The organism is Pedobacter cryoconitis (genome assembly GCF_014200595.1).
Classification (GTDB): Bacteria; Bacteroidota; Bacteroidia; order Sphingobacteriales; family Sphingobacteriaceae; genus Pedobacter; species Pedobacter cryoconitis_C.
Map to the genome: position 1 here is coordinate 3,190,983 of NZ_JACHCG010000001.1, position 23,997 is coordinate 3,214,979.

Here is a 23,997-nt window from a genome sequence, read left to right on the forward strand (position 1 = left end):
AAATTAAAGTTTTTCTGCGGTCAGGTAATCCCAGCTGGCCTTAGTCAGTTCAGCAATGGTTAAATCAGTTGCTTTTTCATCTTCTTTAGTCATCGACACAAACACAGCAACGGCAAAATGTTTCCCATTTGGCAGTGTAACAATACCTATATCATTTGTAGCTGCTGTTAAACCAGCTGCATTTGCACCGGAGTTCCCTGTTTTATGTGCAACCGAAGTACCAGCAGGTAGTAAACCTTTGAGCTTATTGGCACCGGTCACTGTTTCAGTCATTACTTTCCATAAAAAATCATACGAAGTTTTAGAAAGAACCTTTTGGCTATAAAACAGCTTTAACAAGTCTGTAGCCGCAACAGGGGTTGTCCAATTAGTGAATTGTACATTTTCATCCTGGTGCATTTGCTCTTCCGTAGCTACTATAGCCACTTGTTTAATACCCAGACTATGAATATACTGATTAACTTTTGACGGCCCGCCCATTAACCTGAACAGGATATCACAGCCATTGTTATCGCTTTGTGAAACGGTATAACTTAAAATCTCTGACAAAGCTATTTCAACTTCTCCATTTGTATATTTATCTCTCAACGGACTCCAGGTATTTGGCAGCAGATCACTCTTTTTAACCAGGATCTTTTGATCCAGCTTTAGTTTACCTTTATCTACCTGGTTTAAAATTGCTAAAGCAAGATGGAATTTGTAAACGCTTTGCATCGGCAGGTGTTTTGTTCCATTCACTGTGATTGTATCTCCATTCTGTAAATCTGTTAATGAAAATCCAATAGTTGCAGCATGTGAACTTACAATAGCCTGAAGCTTTTTTCGCAGCTCATTTTTTTGCGCGAACCCATTTACTGAAATAGTCAGTAAAAGTCCGGCAATAATCATTTTTTTTAATGTAATAAATCCTTTCATATGACAAAATAACGCATAATTTGACTTTAGTGTATGTCGTCTTTTGACAAAATTTATTTATAAAATCCACCAGGTAACTTTTATTTATATTCCTGGCTCAGGCTAACTTCCTCAGTATAAAATGTCTGAAAATTAAAAAAAATACTAAGTCACCACTTTTGAATAAAATATCCACTATATTGCCTTTTAGGAAACATCATTAACTACATCCAATGAAAATTATTTTACTCAAAGCTAATTTAACGCAGGTTTTCCCCCACCTGACCTACATTATGTTCCAGGCTGATGATTACTGAAAACTAAGAATGGATTATTCATATCCCGGCAATGGAAAGTAAAGACAACGTCAAACATAGAAATAAAGAACAGACCAAAAGAAAACTTCTTCAGGCCGTAGGTGAAATTATTATAGAAAAGGGATACTCAGGTTTAGGAGTAAATAAAATCGCCAATAAAGCAGGCGTAGACAAAAAACTCATTTATCGTTATTTCGGAGATGGTAACACGTTGGTAGAAACCTATATCCTGGAAAAAGATTACTGGCTTGGTTTTGCAGATAAATTACAGGAATTCAATGCGATCAAATCCCCCGGTCAGGCAAAAGAAATTATATCAGCCATGCTGGAACGTCAATTTATCTTCTTATACGAAGAAGAGGCCATGCAACATATGGTTCTGGAAGAATTGACTTCCAAAAGTCCCTTAATGGCTAGTATATGTAATATCAGAGGAAATATAGGCGCAAGCTTACTTAAACATACAGACCCTTATTTTAAAGATTCTGAAGTGAATTTCAGGGCAGTCAGCGCGTTACTGGTATCGGGCATTTATTACCTTGTTTTACAAGCTAAAATTAATGGCGGAACCATATGTGGAATTGACGTTAATAGTCCCGAAGGAAGAGAAGAAGTCATAAAAACTATCCGACATATTATTGAATGGGCTTATGAGGCTCCGAAAAAACAAACTAAAGAAAACTAATACACAATTTTTCAATAAACGCCAGAAATACCATGAAATATGAACTACAGGAATTCAAGTCGCTGGTTGACACCTTACACGAAAGTGAAGGGCTTGAAGCCTGGATGACTGAACAGCGTAATCCTATTGAAAATATAGCCATAGAGGCTATACGTATTTGCCAGATATTTAAGGACGTTAGTCTGCAAAATGATGCAGTTCTGTTTACTAAATATTTCCATCAGCATCAGCATGAATTGGTTACCATGGCCGAACGGGTCTATACTTTCTTAAATGTTCAGGAGCTGGAAGACAACGAGGATAATGATGGGGAACTTACCTTGCAACGCCTTTATAATGCGCTGGTAAGCATCCTGCAATTTATGCAGACGCAACTGAAAAATTTCTTTAAAACTGATGGAAAAGTTCCTTATAGTTTTATTGAGCAGCATCAGTACCAGGAAGAAAGGAACCACCATTTCATAGAAAAAACACTACTCGAAAGAAGTATCAATAAAACTATTGTTACCCATTTGCTAACCGTTCTGAGGTTTGAGGATCAGCAGCCCAATGAAGAAATATCTTTTGCAGTTTATACCTACGTTTTAAAAGTACAAAAGGAATTGCTGATCTATTTACAGGGACAGGATGATGAAACCAATAATTACAGAATTCTTAAACTGCTTACTACGTTAAACTTAAACAGCATAGGAATTTATGAGCACTTTCATGGAGTAATCAATGACAATCAACTACCACATTTTAAAATTCCTGGTTTTCAAAAACCAACCGATCCGATTAAGATGTCTTTATTATTGTTCATCATCACCGAAATTAATTCTTTGCACGCCTTAAAATTAATTGCAAAAGAGTTGTACCCTTTAACTAACTAAAAAAACTTAAAATATCCTCAGTAAGCATTATATTTTCATATTCTTTACCACATTATGCATAATTTAAGTTAATTACATAATGTCGCAAACGAAAACAAAGCCTTCCTCTACCCTTATTAGGGCACGCAGATCCACCATGCTTATTTTTTTAGTGTGTGGATTGGGAGTGGCCAGCTGGGCACCCATCGTTCCCTATGCAAAAGAGCGCCTTGGGTTTAATGATGCAAACTTAGGCTTGTTACTTCTTTTAATGGGTGCCGGCGCTTTGATCATGATGCCAATTACCGGAATTCTGATCCGAAAAAATGGCAGCAAGAAAATTACTTTAAGTGCCATTATAATCTTATCTATTGTACTTCCTTTGCTTTTGCTCATGGATACGCCATTAACAATGGGGCTTACCTTATTTACTTTTGGCGCCGCTATAGGAACGATTGATGTAGCCATGAATGCTCAGGCCATCAATATAGAACGGTATTATTCACAACATATCATGTCTTCCTTTCATGGATTGTTTAGCCTTGGTGGAATCCTTGGACCACTGTTTATGGGTGGAATGATCAAATCCGGATTACAACCTGTTATTGCTATAGGAACTATTTCGGTCGTCTTGCTGCTGATTGTATTCAGCCAGTATAAATCATTGTTATCATCAGCTCATGAATCAAAAGATACAGAGCAAACAAAATTCTCCTGGCCGGGGCGCGCAGTAATTTTCCTGGGCCTGATGTGCTTTATTGTCTTTTTGGCCGAAGGGTCAATTCTGGATTGGAGCGCCGTATTCTTAAAAGATATCAAGAATTTTGATGAAGCTATTGCCGGGGCAGGTTATGCTGCATTTTCAATTGCCATGACAGCCATGCGCTTATTGGGTGATAAATTTGTAGATAAAGTAAGTCCGCAAAAGATAGTCTTGTTTGGAGCGGCGATTTCATCGGCAGGATATCTTGTTGCAGTATTCAGTCCATGGGGATGGCTTTCTTTGGCGGGTTTTGTATTGGTGGGCCTGGGGGCTGCTAACATCGTTCCTGTTCTATTTAGCGCAGCTGGTAAAATAAAAGGTGTTCCAGCTTCGGTAGCTTTACCTATAGTAACCACGATAGGTTATACTGGTTCACTGGCAGGCCCGGCAGGAATTGGTTTCATTGCTTATTCCAGTTCTCTTTCGGTTGCATTCTGCGTTATTGCATTACTGCTGCTGGTCGTGAGTATTTCTTACCGTCAGCAATAGATATATGTAAAATTCTTATGAAAATTCTTATCTTGATAAGGTATAATTCATGGAAACACAGGAACTGATTATGAAAAAGTATTTATTGATATTTATTTCAATAACAGGGCTCTTTGCCTGTGTTAATATTGATCACCGAAGAGCTTTGTTTGATGCACAACTGGATGTTTTTAAGAAAAACGATAGCTATCATGAGGTACAGACATCCGCGAATAAAAGCCTGAAGAAATGGGTTGCTGAAGATCTCAGAGATATTCAGGTGCTCAAAAAATGCAATTGGAAATTAGATGATGCTGTATTTTTTAATAGTAAAAAAGACAGATGTTATTTACTATTGCTCATTCAGGACAAGGATACGCTGGCCAAACAGGATTATGTTTACGTAATGTATGGTGCATTAGAAAATGAAAAATGGGATATCTATTTCACCGGCCTTTCCACAATGATATTTTCCAGAGATAAGTATAGCAAAGATGAGCATGAGCCCATATCTATGGCAGCGCTTTCGCTGTTAAGCAGAGAAGAGGTGCTTCATGATTATTATAAAGCAAACAGGCGTATTAACGATGAATATGTAAACAAGGCCTACACACAGGAATTAAAAAAGAAGCAGGAAACCTTTCTTAAGAAAAAACATTAGCGCCATTAATTTAAAAGAATAATTTATTATTTTAAGAGCAAACAATTCTTGCTGATTATTTGTTGATCGATACATAACAAATAACTAAATAATAAAAAATGAACAAAACTATCTTACCTCTCGCAATGCTGGGATTAACGCTTTCTTTTGGGATACATTCCGCCTCAGCACAAATTAAGCTAAACAGTAAAGGTCTTGGCGCATTACAAAAGGGCGCAAAAGCAGTAACCTTCTCAGATGCCGATGCTGCAAAACTTGCCAGTGAAGCCGTAACCTGGATGGATGAGCACAATACTGTTGCCGCTGCTAAAGATCCTTATACGATCAGGTTGAATAAGATCTTTTCAAAACATGAAAACGAAGGCGGACTTAAGCTAAACTATAAAGTATATAAAGTGAAAGACATCAATGCTTTCGCCTGCGCGGATGGTAGTGTACGCGTATTTTCTTCTTTAATGGATATCATGAGCGATGATGAGTTATTAGGGATTATCGGTCACGAAATTGGACATGTTGCCAATAAAGATACCAGGGATGCAGTGAGAAGTGCTTATAAAAGAGAAGCAATATCCGATGCAGCTTCTTCTCAATCGGGCGTAGTGAATTCACTTTCACAAAGTCAGCTGGGAAGTTTTGCCAATGCACTTTTAGATAGTAAATACAACCGTAAACAAGAAAGTGAAGCTGATGACTATTCTTATGAGTTTATGAAAAAACATAATTATAAGGTAACTGCTTTAGCAAGTGCATTCCAGAAATTCGCTGATATGGAAAAATCATCTGGTGCTGAAAAAAGTAAAACAGAAAAGATGTTAAGTTCACATCCTGATAGCGGTTCACGCGCAGCAAAAATCTTAGAAAAAGCTAAAAAAGACGGCTTGTCAAAATAAGCTGTTTACTTTTTAAAACAAGTTGTTATTAAAATGCCGGGGCCGAAACCCGGCATTTTTCATGTATTTTCTTGTACAACAGCCTTTTTAGTCGTCAATGTCGCTCCTGCACTGGCAATAATTACACAGCCAACTGCGAGCCACTGATTAAACGTCAAAAATTCATGTAACAGAATCAGTCCATTCAAAGCAGCTACGGCTGGCTCCAGGCTCATTAAGATACTGAATGTACGCGCAGGCATTTGCCGCAGCGCATTAATTTCGAGTGTAAATGGTATTGCACTGGACAAAAGTGCCAATGCACCTCCCATTAAAAGAAGAGTTGGCGTTAAATGGGTCAATCCCCCACTTCCAATTCCAAATGGCGCAACAACTATGGTAGCAAATAACATTCCTACAGTAACTGCATCTCCCCCATTCATAATCTTCGAGATTTTCCCGCCCATTACAATATAACCTGCCCAGAAGCCTCCCGCAGTCAATGCCAATAAAACACCAATGAGATCGATCCCTTTACCAGTCCAGGGCGCAATAAGTGCAATTCCTATTCCAGCCAGCAAAATCCATAAATAGTCAGTTATCCGTTTAGATCCAAATATAGCCACGATTAAAGGGCCCACGAATTCAAGGGTAACACCTAAACCAAGTGGTATCCGTTCAATTGCCATATAAAAAATCATGTTCATTAATCCAAGGGATATCCCATAAGGAATAACTGCTTTCCATTGCTTAGCGGTAAGCTTTGTTAGGTTTGTCCGGTTAACGGCCATCAGGATAACGGCCGAAAGACCGATCCGGATCAGGGCTGTACTTTGCGCACCTAAAACAGGAAACAGACCTTTAGCAATTGCAGCTCCGCACTGTACACTGATAATTGATAAAAGAACGGCAGGAATTGGTGGTAAGGTAAAAGATTTATTATTATTCATTTGCACCGCAAATTTAGCTATTATTTTCCTCAATAATAACGGGGGCACTTTAACAAGTATAAGTGGTCGGTGTTGAGAAGGGGTTGAATAGGCCAATGGCCTATTCAACCCCTTCTCAACACCGACCACAATAGGAGCAAGAACACAGGTTCTTTAATCAGTGCTATTCTGCAATAGCAGTATAAGGTTTATCTTGTTTCATTACCTTTTTACGGTAAGCCCAATAAAATACAATCGGGAATATAAACAGGTTGAATAAAGTATCAGAAATCAATCCACCGATCACTACTGTAGCCAGTGGTTTAGAAGTTTCAGAACCAATACCCGTAGACATTGCCGCTGGCAATAATCCAATAGCTGCCATCATCGCAGTCATTACCACAGGGCGGATACGGGATTCTACACCAATTCTAAGCGCATCAATAAACGTCCATTCCGGATGACTATGGCGCATTTCTTTGATATTTGATTTGAATTTGGTAATCAGTATGACCCCATTCTGCACACAGATACCAAATAAAGCTATAAAGCCGATCCCTGAAGAAATACTAAAGTTTATCCCCGTCAGCAGCAGTGCAAATATCCCACCCACAATGGCAAACGGTACATTATTTAACACAAGTAATGAATCTTTGATCGTTCCGAATAAAATAAACAGCACGAAGAAAATCAACAGGATACTAATCGGTACAACCTGTGTTAAACGCTGCGTCGCTCTTTGCTGATTCTCAAAATCACCTGCCCATTCCATATGGTAACCTTTCGGCAATTTAACCTGGGCATTCACTTTATCCTGAGCCTCTTTAATCGTGCTGCCCATATCACGGCCACGGACAGAAAATTTGATTGCCCCATATCTTTTGTGCTTATCACGGTAAATCAAACTCGGGCCAACCAGTTTTCTGATATTAGCAATTTCCCGAAGCGGGACTTTATTCCCTGAAAGTGTTGGTACACGCAAATCACCGATCGCATTCGCATTGTTCCTGAAGTTTTCAGGATAACGGATCCGCAAATCAAACTTACGCTCTCCCTCATAAATCTGTGTAGCCGCTTTCCCGCCAATAGCTGTTTCAATAACTGCACCAGCATCTGCGGTAGTTACCCCATAAAGAGCCATTTTTTCCTGATCCAGATCAATCCGCAATTCAGGTTGTCCGAGGTTCCGCATAATACCAAGATCTTCCACTCCCTTAATCTCTTTCATGATCTTGAAAATCTTCTCTTCTTTCTCTTCAACAAATTTGAGATCATCGCCAAATAACTTCACAACGATAGATCCCTTTACACCAGATACAGCTTCCTCTACGTTATCAGAAATTGGCTGAGAAAAATTGAGGTCAATCCCCGGAAAGAATTTCAGTTTTTCCTGCATCCGCTGGATCAATTCAGGTTTACTCTCTTTACTTTTCCACTGATCTTGTGGGTAAAGATCCACATGAAACTCCAGATTGTAGAATCCTGTGGCATCAGTTCCGTCATCGGGACGGCCTGTTTGAGAAATAACCTGTTTAACTTCAGGAAAGCTTCTGAAGGTTCTGCGCATATCATTGGCCAGTTTTACAGATTCTCCAAGCGAAGTGCTCAAAGGTCCGGTTGCCCTGACATAAATAGTTCCCTCATTAAGTTGCGGTAAAAACTCTGTCCCTAAAAACTTAAAGCAGAAAAGACTGACCGCCAGGATGATAATAGCTATTGGAAAAGCAATTTTCCTACCTTTGAAACAAATATTGAAAAGCCGCATGGAATTGCGCGTGATCCACTCCACAAAGAAATTATGCTTTTCACGAACATTCTTTTTCAATAGCACACTGGCCATGACTGGTACTAAAGTAAAAGTCAGGATTAGTGCACCTAATAAAGCAAAACCTAACGTCCAGGCTAATGGAGAAAACATTTTACCTTCTACCTTTTCAAAGCTAAAGATTGGCAGCAAGCCAATAATGATGATCAGTTTCGCGAAGAATATACCTTTACCATTAATCAGACATGCTTCTTTGATCATTCCCAGTTTACTGAGTTTGTTGAATTTCTCCATCCCCTCCTTCTTCGCCCGATGATCCAGTACCACAAAGATACCTTCCATCATCACGACCGCCCCATCTATGATAATACCAAAGTCAATCGCCCCCATCGAGAGTAAATTGGCAGACATGCCTTTAAATTTCAGACAAATAAATGCAAAGAGTAAAGCCAGCGGGATCACAATAGCCACAATAATTGTGGTCCGCCAATCGGCCATAAACAAGAATACGATGACAGTCACAAAAATGATCCCTTCGGCCATGTTATGCAGCACCGTGTGGGTTGCAAAATCTACCAGATCTTCCCGGTCATAAAAAGCATTGATCTTAACGTCATCCGGCAATATACTATTGTTCAGTTCATCAACTTTGGCTTTAAGGCTTTGAATCACATCATTCGTATTTCCACCTTTCAGCATCACCACAATTCCCTCCACTACATCAGGGTCACCATCACGGCCAACCTGTCCAAGAGGCGGCAAACTTGATTCTGTAACCTCCCCAATATTTTTTACGAAGATGGGCGTCCCTTTTACATTATCAACAATGATGTTTTTAATCTCATTGATATTATTCAGCAGACCAATTCCCCGCACGACATAAGCCTGTCCGCTTTGCTCAATCACATCACCGCCTACATTAATATTACTTTTAGAAACCGCATCATAAACTTCCAGCGGCGTAACGCCATACTGCACAGCCTTTTCAGGATCAATCGTAATCTGATAAGCTTTAGTCGGGCCACCGAAACTATTTACATCTGCTACACCAGGCACAGAACGTATTTCACGCTCCACTACCCATTCTTCTAAAGTTTTAAGTTCCTTAACAGACTTCTTGCTGCTGGTTAAGGTATACCTGAAAATCTCACCAGTTGGCCCATAAGGTGGTGAAATCTCAGGCTTGGTTCCTTCTGGCAAATCGGCGTCGCCCAAATGATTGTTCAATTGTAAACGCGCGTAGTCATACTCGACATTGTCCTCAAAAGTTACTTTGACTACCGAAAGCCCAAATAAAGAGGAAGACCGGATCGATGTTTTTTTCTGCGCCGGATTCATTGCTATTTCAAGCGGCCGGGTCACAAATTTCTCCACTTCCTCCGCACTGCGGCCAGGCCACTGTGTGATGATAGTCAGTGAAGTATTGGTTACATCCGGGAATGCATCTATCGCGATGCTTTTAAAACTGAAGTATCCTCCCACCAGGAGCAGGAACGTCATGAAAAATATAAAGAACTTGTTCTTAAGAGAAAAAGCCAGTACTGATTTAATTACTTTATTCATTGCTTGAATTTAAACGGGTTAAGCGGATCATGTTATTTCAGAGATTCGTACAGGAACAACTGTCTTGACGCTATAATCTGATCACCGGGTTTTAAACCTGAGCTGATATAAGCACGGTCTTCCACACGTTTGGAAACAGTAATTGGCTGTATACGTACCTGCGATTTACCATCTTTGACCACCACATAATTCTTGTCATTATCCAGCACAATTGAACGGGTATTGATCATAGGCAGGTTCTCTCCCGATTTTGCCTGTACCACTACATTAGCAAACATTTGCGGTTTCAGCAAATTCCCCGGGTTACTGATTTTTACACGGGCACGCATTAATTTATTATCCTTGTCAATCATATTGTACACTTTATCTATTTTCCCGGTGAAAATTTTTCCCGGATAAGCCAGCGTAGTAATTTGAACCGGATATCCCGTTTGTACACTTGTGATATCGGATTCGTAAATATTGACAATGATATAAACTGAAGAAAGATCAGCAATGGTAAACAGGTTCTCTGTATTGTCAGCTCTTACCTGCATATTGCTGGTGATGTTTTTTTCGACGATATATCCGCTGATCGGCGCTTTAATCAGGTAACCACGCTTGTCACTTTTATTGATTGACATCACAGAATGCGCCCGGCTATTTTCTGCCGACGCCTTTTGGTAGTCTGATTTTGCCTGTTCCAGATCCTTGCCCGAAGCCAGTCCGCTCTGATATAAGTCTTTTGTGGCTTCCAGTGTTCTTTTGGTATCCCTTAAATCTGCTTCTGCACTAATCAGGTCTTTAGAGTAACCAGCAACTTCCACACTGTGCATGCTGGCCAGAGTTTGCCCTTTGCTCACGACATCTCCAAGCAGCACATTTACATTTTCAGTGATCCCGCTCACCATAGGATAAATTTTAGCGACCTTATTTTCATCAGGCTCTATCGTTCCGGTCAGTGTGATCTGAGAAACTGCACTGGCCTGCTGAACAGTATCCACTAACAGACTGCCCAATAAACTATCTGTGACCTTAAATTTATTATCCTCAGGTTTTGAGGCTGCATCGTGACGTGTGCAAGACGAGAATAATAAAGTGGCAGTACCAAATGCAGCTGCCAGCGTAAATATTTTGTAAGTATGCATATAAAGAGGTTATTGCTGATTAAAGAATGGAGTACCCGTAACGAAATTCAACTGTTCTAAAGAGCTGATTCTGTTTAGCTGCAAATTGTTCAGCTGAATCGCATTGGTTTTATAGGAATCATAGAAATCAAGGAATTCAAGCAGGCTGATGTTATGTTTCTCATAGCTCTTATAAACCTCTTCGATCAGATGGGTAAAGTCTGCTTTAAACTTAGGATCAAAGCTGTTATAAAGCCTCTCCAGCCTATCCGCAGCCTGATAACTATTATCCAGATCACTTTGCAGCTGATCTTCCTGTTGTGCCAATGCATTTTTGCTGACATCAATCGCAACCTTTGCCTGTCTGATATTTCCCTGGTTCCGGTTAAAAAGAGGAAGCGGTATACTTATTCCAAGACCAGTATAATTAGGCGTATAGCCTGCAAAACGGTCATAAGTAACCGACATGGTCACATCTGGTATAGCCATTGACTTTTGCAGTCTGAGGTTAAGGTTACTGGATTCAATTACAGAATGTGATAGTTTTAAATCATATCTGTTGGTATAAGCAGAATCAAGCATTTTTTTATAAGAAACCTGCTGCAACAAATCTTTACCATCCAGGTTGAATTCAAGCTGAGGTACGATATGTACATTAGCATTGGTACGGGTTAGCAATTTAAATTCGCTTTGCACATCATCGATACCATCTTTCAGGTCATTTAATTCTGATTGAAGCGTATACAGTTGAGATTGAATCCTTAACACTTCTTTCAGTGCAATATTCTCTTTAGCATATTGCTGTTTGAATCCAACCAGTGTTTTAGATAAAGAGCTGATCTCTTTGGCATATACTTTTGCAGATTGCTCTTGATAGTAGATTTTATAAAAATCTGTTCTCAAAGTATATTTAAGGGTACGCAAAAGATCAAAAAGCTGAAATTCTGCCTGTTGCACGCCCATTTTGGCCAGCCGGATATTCTTATTCCGTTTACCAGCTGTTTGAAAAAGCTGTGAAATACTTGCAGCACGCTGCCCGGTCTGTTTACTGACATCCAATATCCTCTTGTTTGTGGAATTGTATAATATGTTCTCATAGGATACTTCCGGGTTATCAAACAAACGGGCGGTAATCACTTGTGCCCTGGCGTCGTCAATATTATATTGACCAGCTATTAAACTCAGGTTATTTTTAAGAAACAGGTCCTCTGCCTGTTTGATCGTGATGTTCAATGAATCACGCGTATCATTTTTGCCATCATCCCTTGCAATTACTGAATCAATTCCGGTAAAACCACAGAGATTTACCAGCAATACAGGGAGCACAAATTTCAATTGCATAGCTTTATTATTTTAATAACAAAGCTATAGTATAGGTATTAGGGACTACTTAAGGGCAGATTATACGGGCATTAGAAGTTCATTAGAAAGCTTTAATGTGGTTTAATTTATAGGCAGGTAGACATAAAAAGTGGTACCCTGGCCTAATACTGATTCCACCTGAATAGCACCATTGTGCTGCTTCACAATATTATTGGTTAAAGAAAGACCAATGCCGTAACCTGAAAAATTCAAAGCATTGGCGGAACGGTAAAATGGCTGAAATATCTTTTTAATATCAGCAGGGCTAATACCAATGCCGACATCTTTAATGGCGATGATCATTTGCTGGTTCTTATAACCTACAGTACATAAGACTTCCTGACCTACAGAGAATTTAACCGCATTCTTAAGGATATTATTAATGGCAATAAATAACAACTGCCTGTTTCCCTGTAAAGTTCTTTTAGACTGATCGGTTGGTAAATCATAAACAATTTTAATAGGATCAGTATTGGTCTTAAAGGCTAATTCATCTGCAATTTCCCAGATCAGTTCGTCTATCCTTATACTTTGAAAGTCTTTGTTATCCAAATTGGTTTGCATCAGCTCCATTAAACTATTAATGATATAGTTTAACCTTTCCACACTACCTACAATCTCCTGTAAAGCATGTTTATACTCTTCAGGACTGCGCTCTTTCATTAAAGTGATTTCGGCCTCTCCCAAGATAGAAGTGATCGGTGTCCGCAATTCATGAGAAGCATTCGCAACAAATGATTTCTGACTTTCAAAAGATTGTTCCAGATGTTCCAGCAACTGATTAATAGCTGAAGATAAATTATCTGTTTCATCAGTTTTCGCCTGATTAACACTTAACCTGTGGTGTAAGCTGGATGCTCTGATTCTTTTCAGGTTATCTGTAATGGAAACGATAGGCTGCAAAGAAATCCGCGCAAAAATACGCCCGATGAAAAAAGTAATAAACAGGGAACTGATAAAAAATGCAGTCATGATCAGCCTGAGCTGCTCCATATCATGCAAGCCCCTGTCATCGACCGCAGAAACCACTACGATAAAATTACCTGAGTTATCCGGATAGTAAATACCGGTAATCTGGGTTTCCCCCTGCCGCAAATGAATAGATTTCTTTTTAACGATCTGTGCCAGAAACTCATGTTTCCAGCTAATAGAATCCTCCCTGGTGAATTTAGAATTAAACTTATCGTCATAAACCCGGATAGATTCGTGGGTGAGCGACTGAGGGAATTTTTTGGCGACCTGTCTGAATATATCTTTTGATAAGTTATCTTCTGCAAGGTAAAACTGCGCAACTGTTACAGCCCTTTCATCGAGCTTATTCATAAAAGATTTTAAGCGATTATGTTCTACCAGTAAATAAATACCTGTTAAGACCACCAAAAGTAAAATGGCGAACATAAAGGTAAATTGCAGCGATAGTCTGTTTTTAACTTTCATCGGGACGGCTTTTGCTTCATCAATTATCCTTAATCACGTAACCCATTCCAATCACTGTATGGATCAGTTGCTGATCAAAACCTTTATCAATTTTAGCACGCAGGTAATTAATGTATACGTCAATCAGGTTGGTCCCTCTATTAAATGAGATTCCCCAAACCGCTTCAGCAATATAAACTCTGGACAATACGCGTTCTTTATTCGCCATCAGCACTTCCAGCAGGGTAAATTCCTTAGCGGATAAAATGATATTTTTGCCATTACGGGTGACCGTCTTTTTATAACAATCCATTTCCAGGTTATGAATCCTGAAAATAGTCCCTGGTAAAACCTGGTCACGGCGTCTGCCTAAAGCTTTGATCCGGGCCAGCAATTCTGCAAAGTGAAAGGGTTTAGTTAAATAATCATCGGCGCCGTTCTCCAGCCCCTGTACTTTATCACTTACTGTATTTAAAGCAGAAAGCATTAGAATAGGAACTTCTTTCTTTAATTGCCTGATTTGCTTACAAACTTCCATCCCATTCAGGTATGGAAGGATAACATCCAATATAATCAGCTCATAATCATTCTCCAGAGCCATTTTACAACCCATATTCCCATCATAAGCAACGGTTACGGTATTCAATTGTTCCTCCAGCCCTTTTTTAATAAATGCAGCAACCTTGGGCTCGTCTTCAATCATTAAAATATTCATTTTTCCTTCTAATTATGAGTGCATATTGATTGCCTCAAAGATACCCCTAACGAATAGCATTTTGACCTACATTAAAGGATTTTAATGTTGATTATCAATTTATTAGCTAAAATAAGGGTTAAGAATTGAATAGCTCTGAGAATGAAGCTTCTGGAGATTAAAACAACATTAAAACAGAGATCTGAAAATAGATTGGCTCCTGAAAAAATCAGAAGCCACTGTTAATTTACTCCATATAATCAGCCTGGCGGCTCAATAAAGCACGATATTTATTGAACACCGCTGTTTTGGAAACAAAGCCTATATATTCTTCCTGTTCATTTAAAACAGGTAACAACCATGCATTCTCTTTTTCCATCTTTTTCAGTACTATTTTCATAGAATCTGTGATGAATACAATAGAAGGGGCTGTCTGCATTAAATCATGTACAGTTAAGTCCGGATTAGCCGGATTGTTAATTGCTTTTTTCAATACATCCTCCACATAAATCAACCCTTTGAAAGATTTGTCTTCTGCAATGACCGGGAATATATTTCGTTTAGACTGTAGGATTTCCGGCAGTTTTTCCGCAATAGTTTCTTCCTCATTCAGTACCAGGTAATCTTTTTCTACCAGGTATTTTAACTTCATCATATGCAGTACGGTCGTGTCTTTGTCTTCATGAGACATCAGCTCACCACTTTCAGCAAGAGGTTTAGTATAGATAGAGTATTTATTTGTACTCCTGTTAATCAGGTAAGAAATAGCTGAGGTAATCATTAAAGGTACCATCAGTACATATCCGCCAGTAATTTCTGCGATCAGGAATATTCCGGTAAGCGGTGCGTGCATAATTGCACTGAGTGAAGCTGCCATCCCTGCAACAATAAAATTAGAAACATTCACATGGGCAATTCCTAAAGTATTAATCGTAAAAGCAAGCAGGAAACCAATTAATCCACCCATAATTAAACTGGGTGCGAAAATACCTCCGTTACCACCAGCACCAAGCGTAACCAATGTGGCCGCCGATTTTGCAAATACGGTAATCGCTGTAAATAAAATAACAACGGTAGGGATATTGCTATAAGCAGAAAAAATACTGTTTGTAATTACAGCGGTGTAATTTCCGCCTAAAAGATTTTTAATCGTTACATATCCCTCGCCATACAGCGTAGGAAACAGAAAAACCATTGCCCCCAGTACAATACCACCAACAACAACCTTTTGATAAGGATGTTTGATCTTATAGAACAGACCTTTGATAAAGTAATTGGCTTTGGTAAAATACATCGAAAACAGGCCAATCAGCACAGCCAGTACAACATACCAGGCCAGCGAATTGAATTTCCATCCTTCGGTAACCAAAAAGAACAATTGTTCATTGTAAAAGAAACGTGCCACCACCGCAGCCGTAGCAGAAGAAAGTAACAGCGGTATAAATGCCGGAATAGTAAATTCAGGTAACAGGATTTCAATTGCAAACACAATTCCTGCAATAGGGCTGTTGAATGCGCCTGCAATACCTGCGGCAGCACCACAAGCCAGCAGCATAGTAGTTTCGCGGTAAGAAAGCCCTAAAAAGCGGCCTACAACAGACCCTATACCTCCTCCGCTGGTTACAATTGGTGCTTCCAGCCCGGTTGATCCACCAAAGCCGACTGTTAAAGCCGCAGTGATAATCTGTGAATAGATATTATGGGGTTCTACCCTGCTTGATTTTTTAGAGATCGTATACAATAAAGGTGTTAAACCGGTTTCGAATTTCCCTTTCCGGATAAAACGCCTTACATACATGACAGAAAGCAGTATCCCTATAAATGGAAACACCAGGAACAGATAATACTTATATTGCCAGTGAAAACCGTCCTGTAAAAAGTCTTCAATGTGATGGGTAATCGTTTTTAGCAGTGCCGCAGCAAGTCCGGCCAGAACGCCAACTATCATGGCCGCTATAACGAGGAAATTTCTATTAGAGATTTTTGTCCTTCGGTATTGATTTACAGCGTCAAGATAGTTGACCAGTCTTACGTACATTTCTTATGGGTTTAGCAATCGAATTTATCTAACAATTTAATCAGTGTAGCAAAGTCTTTTGGGTATGGTGCATCAATTTCGATGTCTTCCCCATCCAGGCCTTTAAAGATGACATGTTTGGCATGTAATGCGAAACGCTTCATAATCGGAAGCTCTTCATCATCTTTTGCAATCCGGTAACCTTTTTTGATACTGGATAAAAATACAGGTTTACCTTTATATAAGGTATCTCCGCAAATTGCGGCACGCTGCGTAGCCAGGTGAATCCTGATCTGGTGCATACGGCCTGTAATCGGCTTACATTCCACTAAAGTATAATGTCTGTAAAATTTAATAGAATTAAAAATGGTTTCAGCACGTTTACCTTCCTTACGGTCAATCGTAACGCTCCTGTTTCCATCATTTAAGATAGGCAGGTCAATGAAAAGCTCTTTAAACGTAAACAACCCGTCAACAACGGCATGATACGTCTTCTGGACTTTACGTTTCTCGAACTGCATCGAGACTGAACGATAGGCTTCCGGATTTTTAGCAATGATAATTGCACCTGATGTTTCTTTGTCTAAGCGGTGACAAACCTGTGCATCAGCTGAATACTGTTTTGCAAGGCGAAGTATATTAACTTCGCCGGAGCCGCCACGCTCGTCTAATGAGGCAACAAATGGCGGCTTATTTACAACGATATGGTTATCGTCTTCGAATAGAATGAGGTCTTTAAATGAAGGATATTTCAATGGTGTGGATTTATAAAACAGTACAAAAGTACAATTTCATCCTTTACCATTTGAAATAAGAATGTAAATGATTAAGAAAGTTCGAATTTATACCCTACTCCTTTGACAGTTGCCACGTAAGTTTCGCCTAATTTCTCTCTCAATTTACGGATATGCACATCTATAGTCCGGTTGGTAACGACCACAGAATCTTCCCAGATATTTTTAAGGATAGACTCTCTTGTATATACCTTGCCAGGTTTAGAAGCCAGCAGATACAGCAATTCAAATTCTTTCTTTGCCAATACTACTTTCTGTCCGCTCTGATAAACAAGATAAGCTTCTCTGTCGATTACTAAATCTCCAATTTCAACTTTGTTCTCAGAAATCTCATCATTGCTTACGTTTCTTCTCAATATCGCATTGATACGGCTTACTAAAGCACGTGGCTTAATTGGTTTAGCGATATAATCATCTGCTCCAACATTAAAACCAGCAATTTCTGAATACTCTTCACTTCTTGCGGTCAGAAAAACCATGAAAGTATTTTTGAACTCAGGAATAGCACGCATCAGACGGCAGGCTTCAATCCCATCCATCTTAGGCATCATGATATCCAGAATGATCAGATCAGGGTGTACTTTTTTAGCAACTGCAATCCCATCCTGTCCGTTGCTGGCCAGGTAAACCTGATAACCTTCTTTTTTAAGGTTATATTCAACTAACTCTAAGATATCAGGTTCATCATCAACTATCAGTATCTTTTGTTTTACGGCGCTCATGTCTTTAAATATTTGTTACGAAATTAAGTAATCATTTGCATAACCAGGTTAAAGGTAAGTTAACAAATTGTTAATGACACCTGATAGTTTAACATTGAATTAGGGTTAACGTAAAGTCTTTTCTAAAAACTTATCCAGTTCTTCAGCTCTCAGATTTTTAGCAATAATTTTACCAGCTGGATCCAGGATGAATGAGCTTGGAATAGCTTCAACCTGGTACATTCTTACCGTAGGGCTTTCAAAATCTTTTAGTTCACTGGCATGTGTCCATGTTAATCCGTCTGCAATTACCGCTTGTTTCCATGCTACAGGATCTTTATCTAAAGATACACCCAGGATAGTGAATTTTCTGTCTTTATATTTATTATAAACCTTCACTACGTTTGGATTCTCCTGCCTGCAAGGCTGGCACCAAGAAGCCCAGAAATCAAGCAATACATATTTCCCTCTTAAATCTGATAGTTTAACCGTTTTTCCATCAATAGTATTCATCGTAAAATCCGGAGCAAGCTGTCCGATTTGTACAGATTTCAGTTTAGCCATTCTAACTAAGAAATCAGTTACAGCTTCATTTTTATTGAAGTTACTCTTGATTTTTTCTGAATATGCAATCATTTCTTTCTCATAATCACTTGGATTTAAAGAGTTGATTGCATAGAATCCAGCCAGAGAAGTCGTATTGTCCATGGCAAATTTCAAAATATAGTTTACCAGGCCTTCATTTTCTTTAATCAGTGCAGGTCTCATCTGGTTCGCAATGGCATCTCTGTTATGCGGCTGATTCGCTACATTTTCTTCAAATTGTGCCTGTAGGGCTGCAAGCTTTGCCACATATTGATTTTTATTCTTATTCAGCTCTTCCAGTTTATCAGCTTCTGCTGCTCCTGACAGTTTATACGCAAGGTTTTTATCTTCAAGATCTGCCTCTAAATTGATGACATCTCCATTTTTAGCAATCAGCATATATTCGCTGTTATCAATCTTTACTCTGAAAAAATCAACTTCAGGTGTACTTCTGCTAAACTTAAATTCTCCTTTATTTGATAACACTGTGGAGTCGAGTGGAGTCTCACTTGCTTTATTAATTCCGTATAAATAAACTTTTGCTTGTGGTTTAGCATGTTCAAATTTCCCGCTGATCTCAAATTTGCTTTTGTCATTACAAGCGACAAATGCAATACATACGATTAATAGGGTGGCTATTCTGTTCATATTTATATACTATATAGATTAATCCTTATTTTAATTTTTCCAATAACAGTTCATTAATTTTTGCGGGGTCTGCTTTCCCTTTTGCCATTTTCATAACTTCTCCGACAAATAAACCTAAAACTCCTTTTTTACCGGTTTTATAAGCCGCAACCTGTGGCTTGAATTTTTCCAGCACCTGATCTACAAAACCAGCCAGCTCGCCATTGTTTTCTACAATCAGCAGGTTAAGTTTTAAAGCGAGTGCCGCAACATCAACATCCTTAGCCGACTGAATAGCCGGTAATAATTGTTGTAAAGCAATTTGCTGCGTGATTTTCTTTTCTTCCACCAGGTTAACGACCGCAGCAAGCTGTGTAGGGCTTACTTTAAAAGTAGTAATAGTCAGGCCCTGTTCATTTAGTAAAGCTCTGATCGGGCCGGTTAACCAGTTAATCAGGTTTTTAGGGTTCTTTACTAAAGTTAAAGCAGCATTCAGATAGTCCAGCAATTCTTTATCCTCTGTGAATATCAAAGCCTCAGAATTATTCAGGCCGAAATCTGCCATCAGCTTTGCTGTAATTTCACGGGGCAATGCAGGCATTCCTGCTTTCAAAGCATCCAGCCATTCATCTGAGATCACGATAGGCGGCAGGTCCGGATCAGGGAAATAACGATAATCGTTCGCCATTTCTTTAGTCCGCATCGGCGCTGTAGTTCCATGATCAGCGTCAAATGTTAAAGTACTTTGAACAATTGAACCTCCGCTGCTAATCACTTCGATCTGGCGGTTAAATTCAAATTCCATCGCTCTGCGTACATTACGGATAGAGTTCAGGTTTTTTACCTCGCAACGTGTACCAAATTCTTCTGTTCCATTTTCACGGATCGATATGTTGGCATCACAGCGGAAACTTCCTTCTTCCATATTTCCATCCCCTACGTCCAGATGCCTGACCAGCTTTCTCATTTCGGTTAGCAATACAGAAGCTTCTTCGGCAGAGCGGATATCAGGTTCAGTTACAATTTCGATCAAAGGCACTCCTGCCCTGTTCAGATCTACAAAAGAATAGTGATCATCCTGGTCATGCATACTTTTACCTGCATCTTCTTCCATATGGATACGGTTGATTCCGATACGTTTTTCTGTACCATCACTTAAAACCAGGTCGATATATCCATTCTGGCAAATCGGTTTGTTATCCTGAGTGATCTGGTAACCTTTAGGCAGATCGGCATAGAAGTAATTTTTACGGTCAAAATAGTTGGTTTGATTGATCGTACAGTTAAGGGCCAGCCCCATTCTGATCGCTTTTCCAACTACTTCTTTATTCATTTTTGGCAATGCACCAGGCAAAGCCAATGAAACCGGAGAGATATGCGCATTCGGTTTTGCACCAAAAGCTGCGCTGTCTGAAGAAAATATTTTCGATTTTGTATTTAACTGAACGTGAATCTCTAAGCCTGATACCAATTCAAATGCTGTGGGAGGAATAGCAGTTTTCGTACTCATTTAAGGGCAATAAATTAAACTAATGTCGTGAATTACTGTCTCACAAATATAACCAAATAAGTTTATGACCATGGGTTTAAGACGCATTTATAATCATGGCATAAACTTTGACAATTTACATACACACACAAATTTGAAACGTTATGAAAAAATTACTTTTAATTGCTGCTATTGGAATCGCTTCCCTTGCAGCTGCACCAGCGGCGAAAGCCCAGGTGAGTTTAAGTATAAATATTGGGTCACAGCCCCAATGGGGCCCTAGAGGATATAATCACGTTGATTATTATTATTTACCTGATGTAGATAGTTATTACTATGTACCGACACGCCAGTTTGTTTATTTAAGTGGAAACAGATGGATCCATGCCCGTTCTCTTCCTTCAAGATACCGGGGTTATGATTTGTATGGCGGCAGAAAGGTAGTGATTAACAACTATGCTAATCCATGGACAAGACACAATTATTACAGAACGCAATATGTAAGCAATAACTATTATAGCAGACCATCGCGGGTTGTAGTCAGAAATAATTACCGTAACGATAGAAGAGATTACAATAGAGGAAATGGTAACGGCTGGGGAAGAGGTCATGACAGAGGAAATGGCTGGGGAAGAGGAAATGACAGAGGAAATGGCTGGGGAAGAGGAAATGGCGGACATGACAACGGCAACAGAGGTAACCATGGTGGAGACAGAGGTAATCATGGTGGCGACCATGGTGGACATGGAAGAGGTGGCCGTAACTAATAGATATTACCAATAAATTACTGATATTATTAATTCTTATTGTAAAGTATCACGACCTTTGGGTTGTGATACTTTATTTTTATAAGCTATTTACTATTTTATATTAACCTGATTAATGATGATTGAGAACATAGAAGCAATGCTGACCCGGAAAAACATTAACCCTACTGCCATGCGGCTACTGGTACTGGATTTCCTGTTAAAGCAGTCTTCAGCAATCAGTCTGACCGATCTGGAAAAAGGATTAGATCCTTCAGACCGCATAACTTTGTACCGTGCACTTAAGAAGTTTGAAGAAAAAGGGCTGGTACATAGTATTGACGATGGTTCTGGCGCGACTAAATATGCACTTTGTGAAAATGATTGCGAAGCCGGGCATCACCACGATCTGCATGTTCACTTTTTCTGTAATACCTGCCGGGAAACTTCTTGTTTGCCAAAACACCATATCCCGCAAATTGCCTTACCTGATGGCTTTAAATCTGAAGAAGTTAACCTGATCGTTAAAGGCGTTTGTAATAAATGTGTCCAATAGTTTGCAATACCATTGCGCTATAGTTTAAAGTACCTTTGTTTTAGAGAATCAAAAAAAAGCTTTAGCTTAATCAATCTCTTTGACTTAAGATACTATTATGGCCACTAAAAATATAGATACCTGCTGTGATACAGCTACCATTGCAGAGAAAAAACCTGCCGCAGCACACAAGCCACATACGCATGATAGTCATAGTCATGGCGATCATAACCATAGTCATGATGACCACAGCCACGATGACCACGACCATGACCATGATCACGGCGATGGTGAAAGTTCAGGCTGGAAAGGCCAGATTCCTTTATTAACTTCATTAGCGATACTTGCAGTTATGTTAACGCTGGAATATGGTTTTAAATTCATACCGGCAAAACCGGTTTCCCTGCTGATTTTTGGGGCCGCTTTCCTGCTGGCAGGATATAACGTATTGAAGTTAGCTTTCAGAAAAGCAATGAGACTGGATTTCTTCAATGAATTTTTCCTGATGAGCGTGGCCACAATTGGTGCATTCTCTATCGGATCTTACAGTGAAGGCGTCGCAGTAATGGTATTTTATTCCATCGGAGAATGGTTCCAGGATGTAGCCGTCTCTAATGCAAAACGCAGTATTAAAGCATTATTGGATATTCGTCCGGATACAGTAGATGTAATCAGGGATGGAAAAATCACCACTATTAAACCTGCTGATGTTGAAATTGGTGAACTTATTCAGGTTAAAGCCGGAGAAAAAGTAGCCTTGGATGGCGAACTGGTTTCTGATAAAGGAACCTTCAATACCTCTGCGATGACTGGAGAGAGTAAACCAGATTCCAAAGCAAAAGGTGACAGCGTACTAGCTGGAATGATTAACCTGAACACGGTAATTGAGGTTAAAGTATTGTCTTTATTCAAAGATAGCAAGCTGAACAGGATTCTTGAAATGGTGCAGGATGCAACAGCAAGAAAGTCTAAAACCCAGTTGTTCATTTCCAGGTTTGCAAAAGTTTACACCCCTATTGTGTTCGCTTTAGCGGTACTGGTTGTAGCCCTGCCCTATCTGTTTGTAACCAACTATGTTTTTGCAGAGTGGTTATATCGCGGACTTGTTTTCTTAGTCATTAGCTGTCCTTGTGCTTTAGTTGTTTCCATTCCACTGGGGTATTTTGGCGGTATAGGCCTGGCTTCTAAAAATGGTATTCTGTTCAAAGGATCAAACTTCCTGGATGTGATGACTACGATTAATACCGTAGTGATGGATAAAACCGGAACATTGACTAAAGGCGTTTTCAAAGTACAGCGTGTAGTTGCTGTGAATGGTGATGAAAAAGAATTATTGCGTTTAACTGCTGCTATTGAAAGCAAGTCTACTCACCCTATTGCTACTGCGGTGACTTTACATGCAGGTGATGTTTTACACAGCACAAAGATTGGTGAAGTAGAAGAAGTACCAGGAAAAGGGCTTAAAGGCCTGATTGACGGCAAACAGGTACTGGCTGGAAATATCAGGTTGCTGGATCAGTTTAACATTACTTATGCTGAGGAGGTAGCTAAAGAAGAAGACACTGTAGTTGTAGTTGCGATAGACGGCGTTTATGCTGGATTTATTACGATTGCCGATGAGCTGAAAGAAGACGCAGTACAAGCCGTAAAGGAAATGCATGAAATGAAAATCCAGACCGTAATGCTAAGTGGCGACAAACAGGCTGTGGTTGATAAAATAGGTAGATTACTAGGGATAGATCGTGCTTTTGGGGATCTTTTACCAGAAAACAAAGTTGAAAGAGTAGAAGAGCTGAAGCAGCAAGGCAAACATATCGCTTTTGTTGGAGACGGAATTAATGATGCTCCAGTTGTGGCATTGGCTGATGCAGGGATTGCTATGGGCGGATTGGGAAGCGATGCGACTATTGAAACTGCGGATATTGTGATCCAGAACGATATGCCTTCAAAAATTGTCACAGCGATTAAAATCGGAAGACTGACTAAAAACATAGTATGGCAGAATATTGCACTGGCGATGGGCGTGAAAGTAATTGTACTGATTTTGGGAGCCGGTGGCGTTGCAACTTTATGGGAAGCTGTAATTGCAGATGTAGGTGTTGCCCTGCTGGCAATTTTAAATGCGGTCAGGATTCAAAAAATGAAGCTTTAATTTAATTA

General features: G+C 39.5%; 20 protein-coding genes. 8 read left to right on the forward strand and 12 right to left on the reverse strand.

Features of this window, described 5'->3' with window-relative positions; genetic code table 11:
• Positions 1-3: 3 nt before the first annotated feature.
• The gene (bla, locus tag HDE70_RS13610) at positions 4-915 is read right to left on the reverse strand and encodes a class A beta-lactamase, subclass A2 (protein WP_183890723.1); all 912 of its coding nucleotides are present in this window, start codon (positions 913-915) and stop codon (positions 4-6) included.
• Between the two features lie 327 nt (positions 916-1,242).
• Between bla and HDE70_RS13615 the strand changes: the two genes are divergently transcribed.
• The 5 genes from HDE70_RS13615 to HDE70_RS13635 all read left to right on the forward strand — a co-directional run bounded on the left by HDE70_RS13615 (position 1,243) and on the right by HDE70_RS13635 (position 5,529).
• The gene (locus tag HDE70_RS13615) at positions 1,243-1,896 is read left to right on the forward strand and encodes a TetR/AcrR family transcriptional regulator (protein WP_183890725.1); all 654 of its coding nucleotides are present in this window, start codon (positions 1,243-1,245) and stop codon (positions 1,894-1,896) included.
• Positions 1,897-1,928: 32 nt separating this feature from the next.
• Positions 1,929-2,768, forward strand: a complete 840-nt coding sequence (locus tag HDE70_RS13620) for a hypothetical protein (RefSeq protein ID WP_183890727.1) — start codon at positions 1,929-1,931, stop codon at positions 2,766-2,768.
• 79 nt (positions 2,769-2,847) lie between these two features.
• Positions 2,848-3,999, forward strand: coding sequence for an MFS transporter (locus tag HDE70_RS13625; RefSeq protein ID WP_183890729.1), 1,152 nt, complete (start codon positions 2,848-2,850; stop codon positions 3,997-3,999).
• A 49-nt stretch (positions 4,000-4,048) separates the two neighbouring features.
• Entirely contained in the window at positions 4,049-4,639 is a 591-nt protein-coding gene (locus HDE70_RS13630; protein WP_183890732.1) for a hypothetical protein, read from the forward strand.
• A gap of 98 nt (positions 4,640-4,737) precedes the next feature.
• Positions 4,738-5,529: a M48 family metallopeptidase gene (locus HDE70_RS13635; protein WP_183866456.1), complete on the forward strand. Its 792-nt coding sequence runs from the start codon at positions 4,738-4,740 to the stop codon at positions 5,527-5,529.
• Positions 5,530-5,588: 59 nt separating this feature from the next.
• On the opposite strand, the gene HDE70_RS13640 is transcribed toward HDE70_RS13635, so the two are convergent.
• From HDE70_RS13640 to gatB, 11 genes are all read right to left on the reverse strand, one after another.
• Complete coding sequence (locus HDE70_RS13640) at positions 5,589-6,458, reverse strand: EamA family transporter (protein ID WP_183866455.1); 870 nt, start codon at positions 6,456-6,458, stop codon at positions 5,589-5,591.
• A 163-nt stretch (positions 6,459-6,621) separates the two neighbouring features.
• The gene (locus HDE70_RS13645) at positions 6,622-9,765 is read right to left on the reverse strand and encodes an efflux RND transporter permease subunit (protein ID WP_183890734.1); all 3,144 of its coding nucleotides are present in this window, start codon (positions 9,763-9,765) and stop codon (positions 6,622-6,624) included.
• Positions 9,766-9,797: 32 nt separating this feature from the next.
• Positions 9,798-10,892 carry an efflux RND transporter periplasmic adaptor subunit gene (locus HDE70_RS13650; protein ID WP_183866453.1) on the reverse strand — a complete coding sequence of 365 codons (1,095 nt, stop codon included), beginning with the start codon at positions 10,890-10,892 and terminating at the stop codon, positions 9,798-9,800.
• 9 nt (positions 10,893-10,901) lie between these two features.
• Positions 10,902-12,212, reverse strand: a complete 1,311-nt coding sequence (locus HDE70_RS13655; protein WP_183890736.1) for a TolC family protein — start codon at positions 12,210-12,212, stop codon at positions 10,902-10,904.
• A 102-nt stretch (positions 12,213-12,314) separates the two neighbouring features.
• On the reverse strand, positions 12,315-13,670 hold the full coding sequence (locus tag HDE70_RS13660) for a sensor histidine kinase (protein ID WP_183890738.1): 1,356 nt from the start codon (positions 13,668-13,670) through the stop codon (positions 12,315-12,317).
• A 19-nt stretch (positions 13,671-13,689) separates the two neighbouring features.
• Positions 13,690-14,364 (reverse strand): response regulator, encoded by a 675-nt coding sequence (locus tag HDE70_RS13665; RefSeq protein WP_183866450.1) that lies wholly within the window; start codon positions 14,362-14,364, stop codon positions 13,690-13,692.
• 226 nt (positions 14,365-14,590) lie between these two features.
• The gene (locus HDE70_RS13670) at positions 14,591-16,381 is read right to left on the reverse strand and encodes a chloride channel protein (protein ID WP_183866449.1); all 1,791 of its coding nucleotides are present in this window, start codon (positions 16,379-16,381) and stop codon (positions 14,591-14,593) included.
• A gap of 11 nt (positions 16,382-16,392) precedes the next feature.
• Positions 16,393-17,115: an RluA family pseudouridine synthase gene (locus HDE70_RS13675; protein WP_068396435.1), complete on the reverse strand. Its 723-nt coding sequence runs from the start codon at positions 17,113-17,115 to the stop codon at positions 16,393-16,395.
• Between the two features lie 71 nt (positions 17,116-17,186).
• Positions 17,187-17,876, reverse strand: coding sequence for a response regulator transcription factor (locus tag HDE70_RS13680; RefSeq protein WP_183866448.1), 690 nt, complete (start codon positions 17,874-17,876; stop codon positions 17,187-17,189).
• Positions 17,877-17,981: 105 nt separating this feature from the next.
• On the reverse strand, positions 17,982-19,088 hold the full coding sequence (locus tag HDE70_RS13685; RefSeq protein WP_183866447.1) for a TlpA disulfide reductase family protein: 1,107 nt from the start codon (positions 19,086-19,088) through the stop codon (positions 17,982-17,984).
• A gap of 25 nt (positions 19,089-19,113) precedes the next feature.
• Entirely contained in the window at positions 19,114-20,577 is a 1,464-nt protein-coding gene (gene gatB, locus HDE70_RS13690; RefSeq protein WP_183890740.1) for an Asp-tRNA(Asn)/Glu-tRNA(Gln) amidotransferase subunit GatB, read from the reverse strand.
• Positions 20,578-20,720: 143 nt separating this feature from the next.
• Between gatB and HDE70_RS13695 the strand changes: the two genes are divergently transcribed.
• From HDE70_RS13695 to HDE70_RS13705, 3 genes are all read left to right on the forward strand, one after another.
• Positions 20,721-21,323, forward strand: a complete 603-nt coding sequence (locus HDE70_RS13695) for a hypothetical protein (RefSeq protein ID WP_183890742.1) — start codon at positions 20,721-20,723, stop codon at positions 21,321-21,323.
• Positions 21,324-21,438: 115 nt separating this feature from the next.
• Complete coding sequence (locus HDE70_RS13700; RefSeq protein WP_260160462.1) at positions 21,439-21,858, forward strand: Fur family transcriptional regulator; 420 nt, start codon at positions 21,439-21,441, stop codon at positions 21,856-21,858.
• A gap of 97 nt (positions 21,859-21,955) precedes the next feature.
• Positions 21,956-23,989 carry a heavy metal translocating P-type ATPase gene (locus tag HDE70_RS13705; protein ID WP_183890744.1) on the forward strand — a complete coding sequence of 678 codons (2,034 nt, stop codon included), beginning with the start codon at positions 21,956-21,958 and terminating at the stop codon, positions 23,987-23,989.
• The last annotated feature ends 8 nt before the right edge of the window (positions 23,990-23,997 follow it).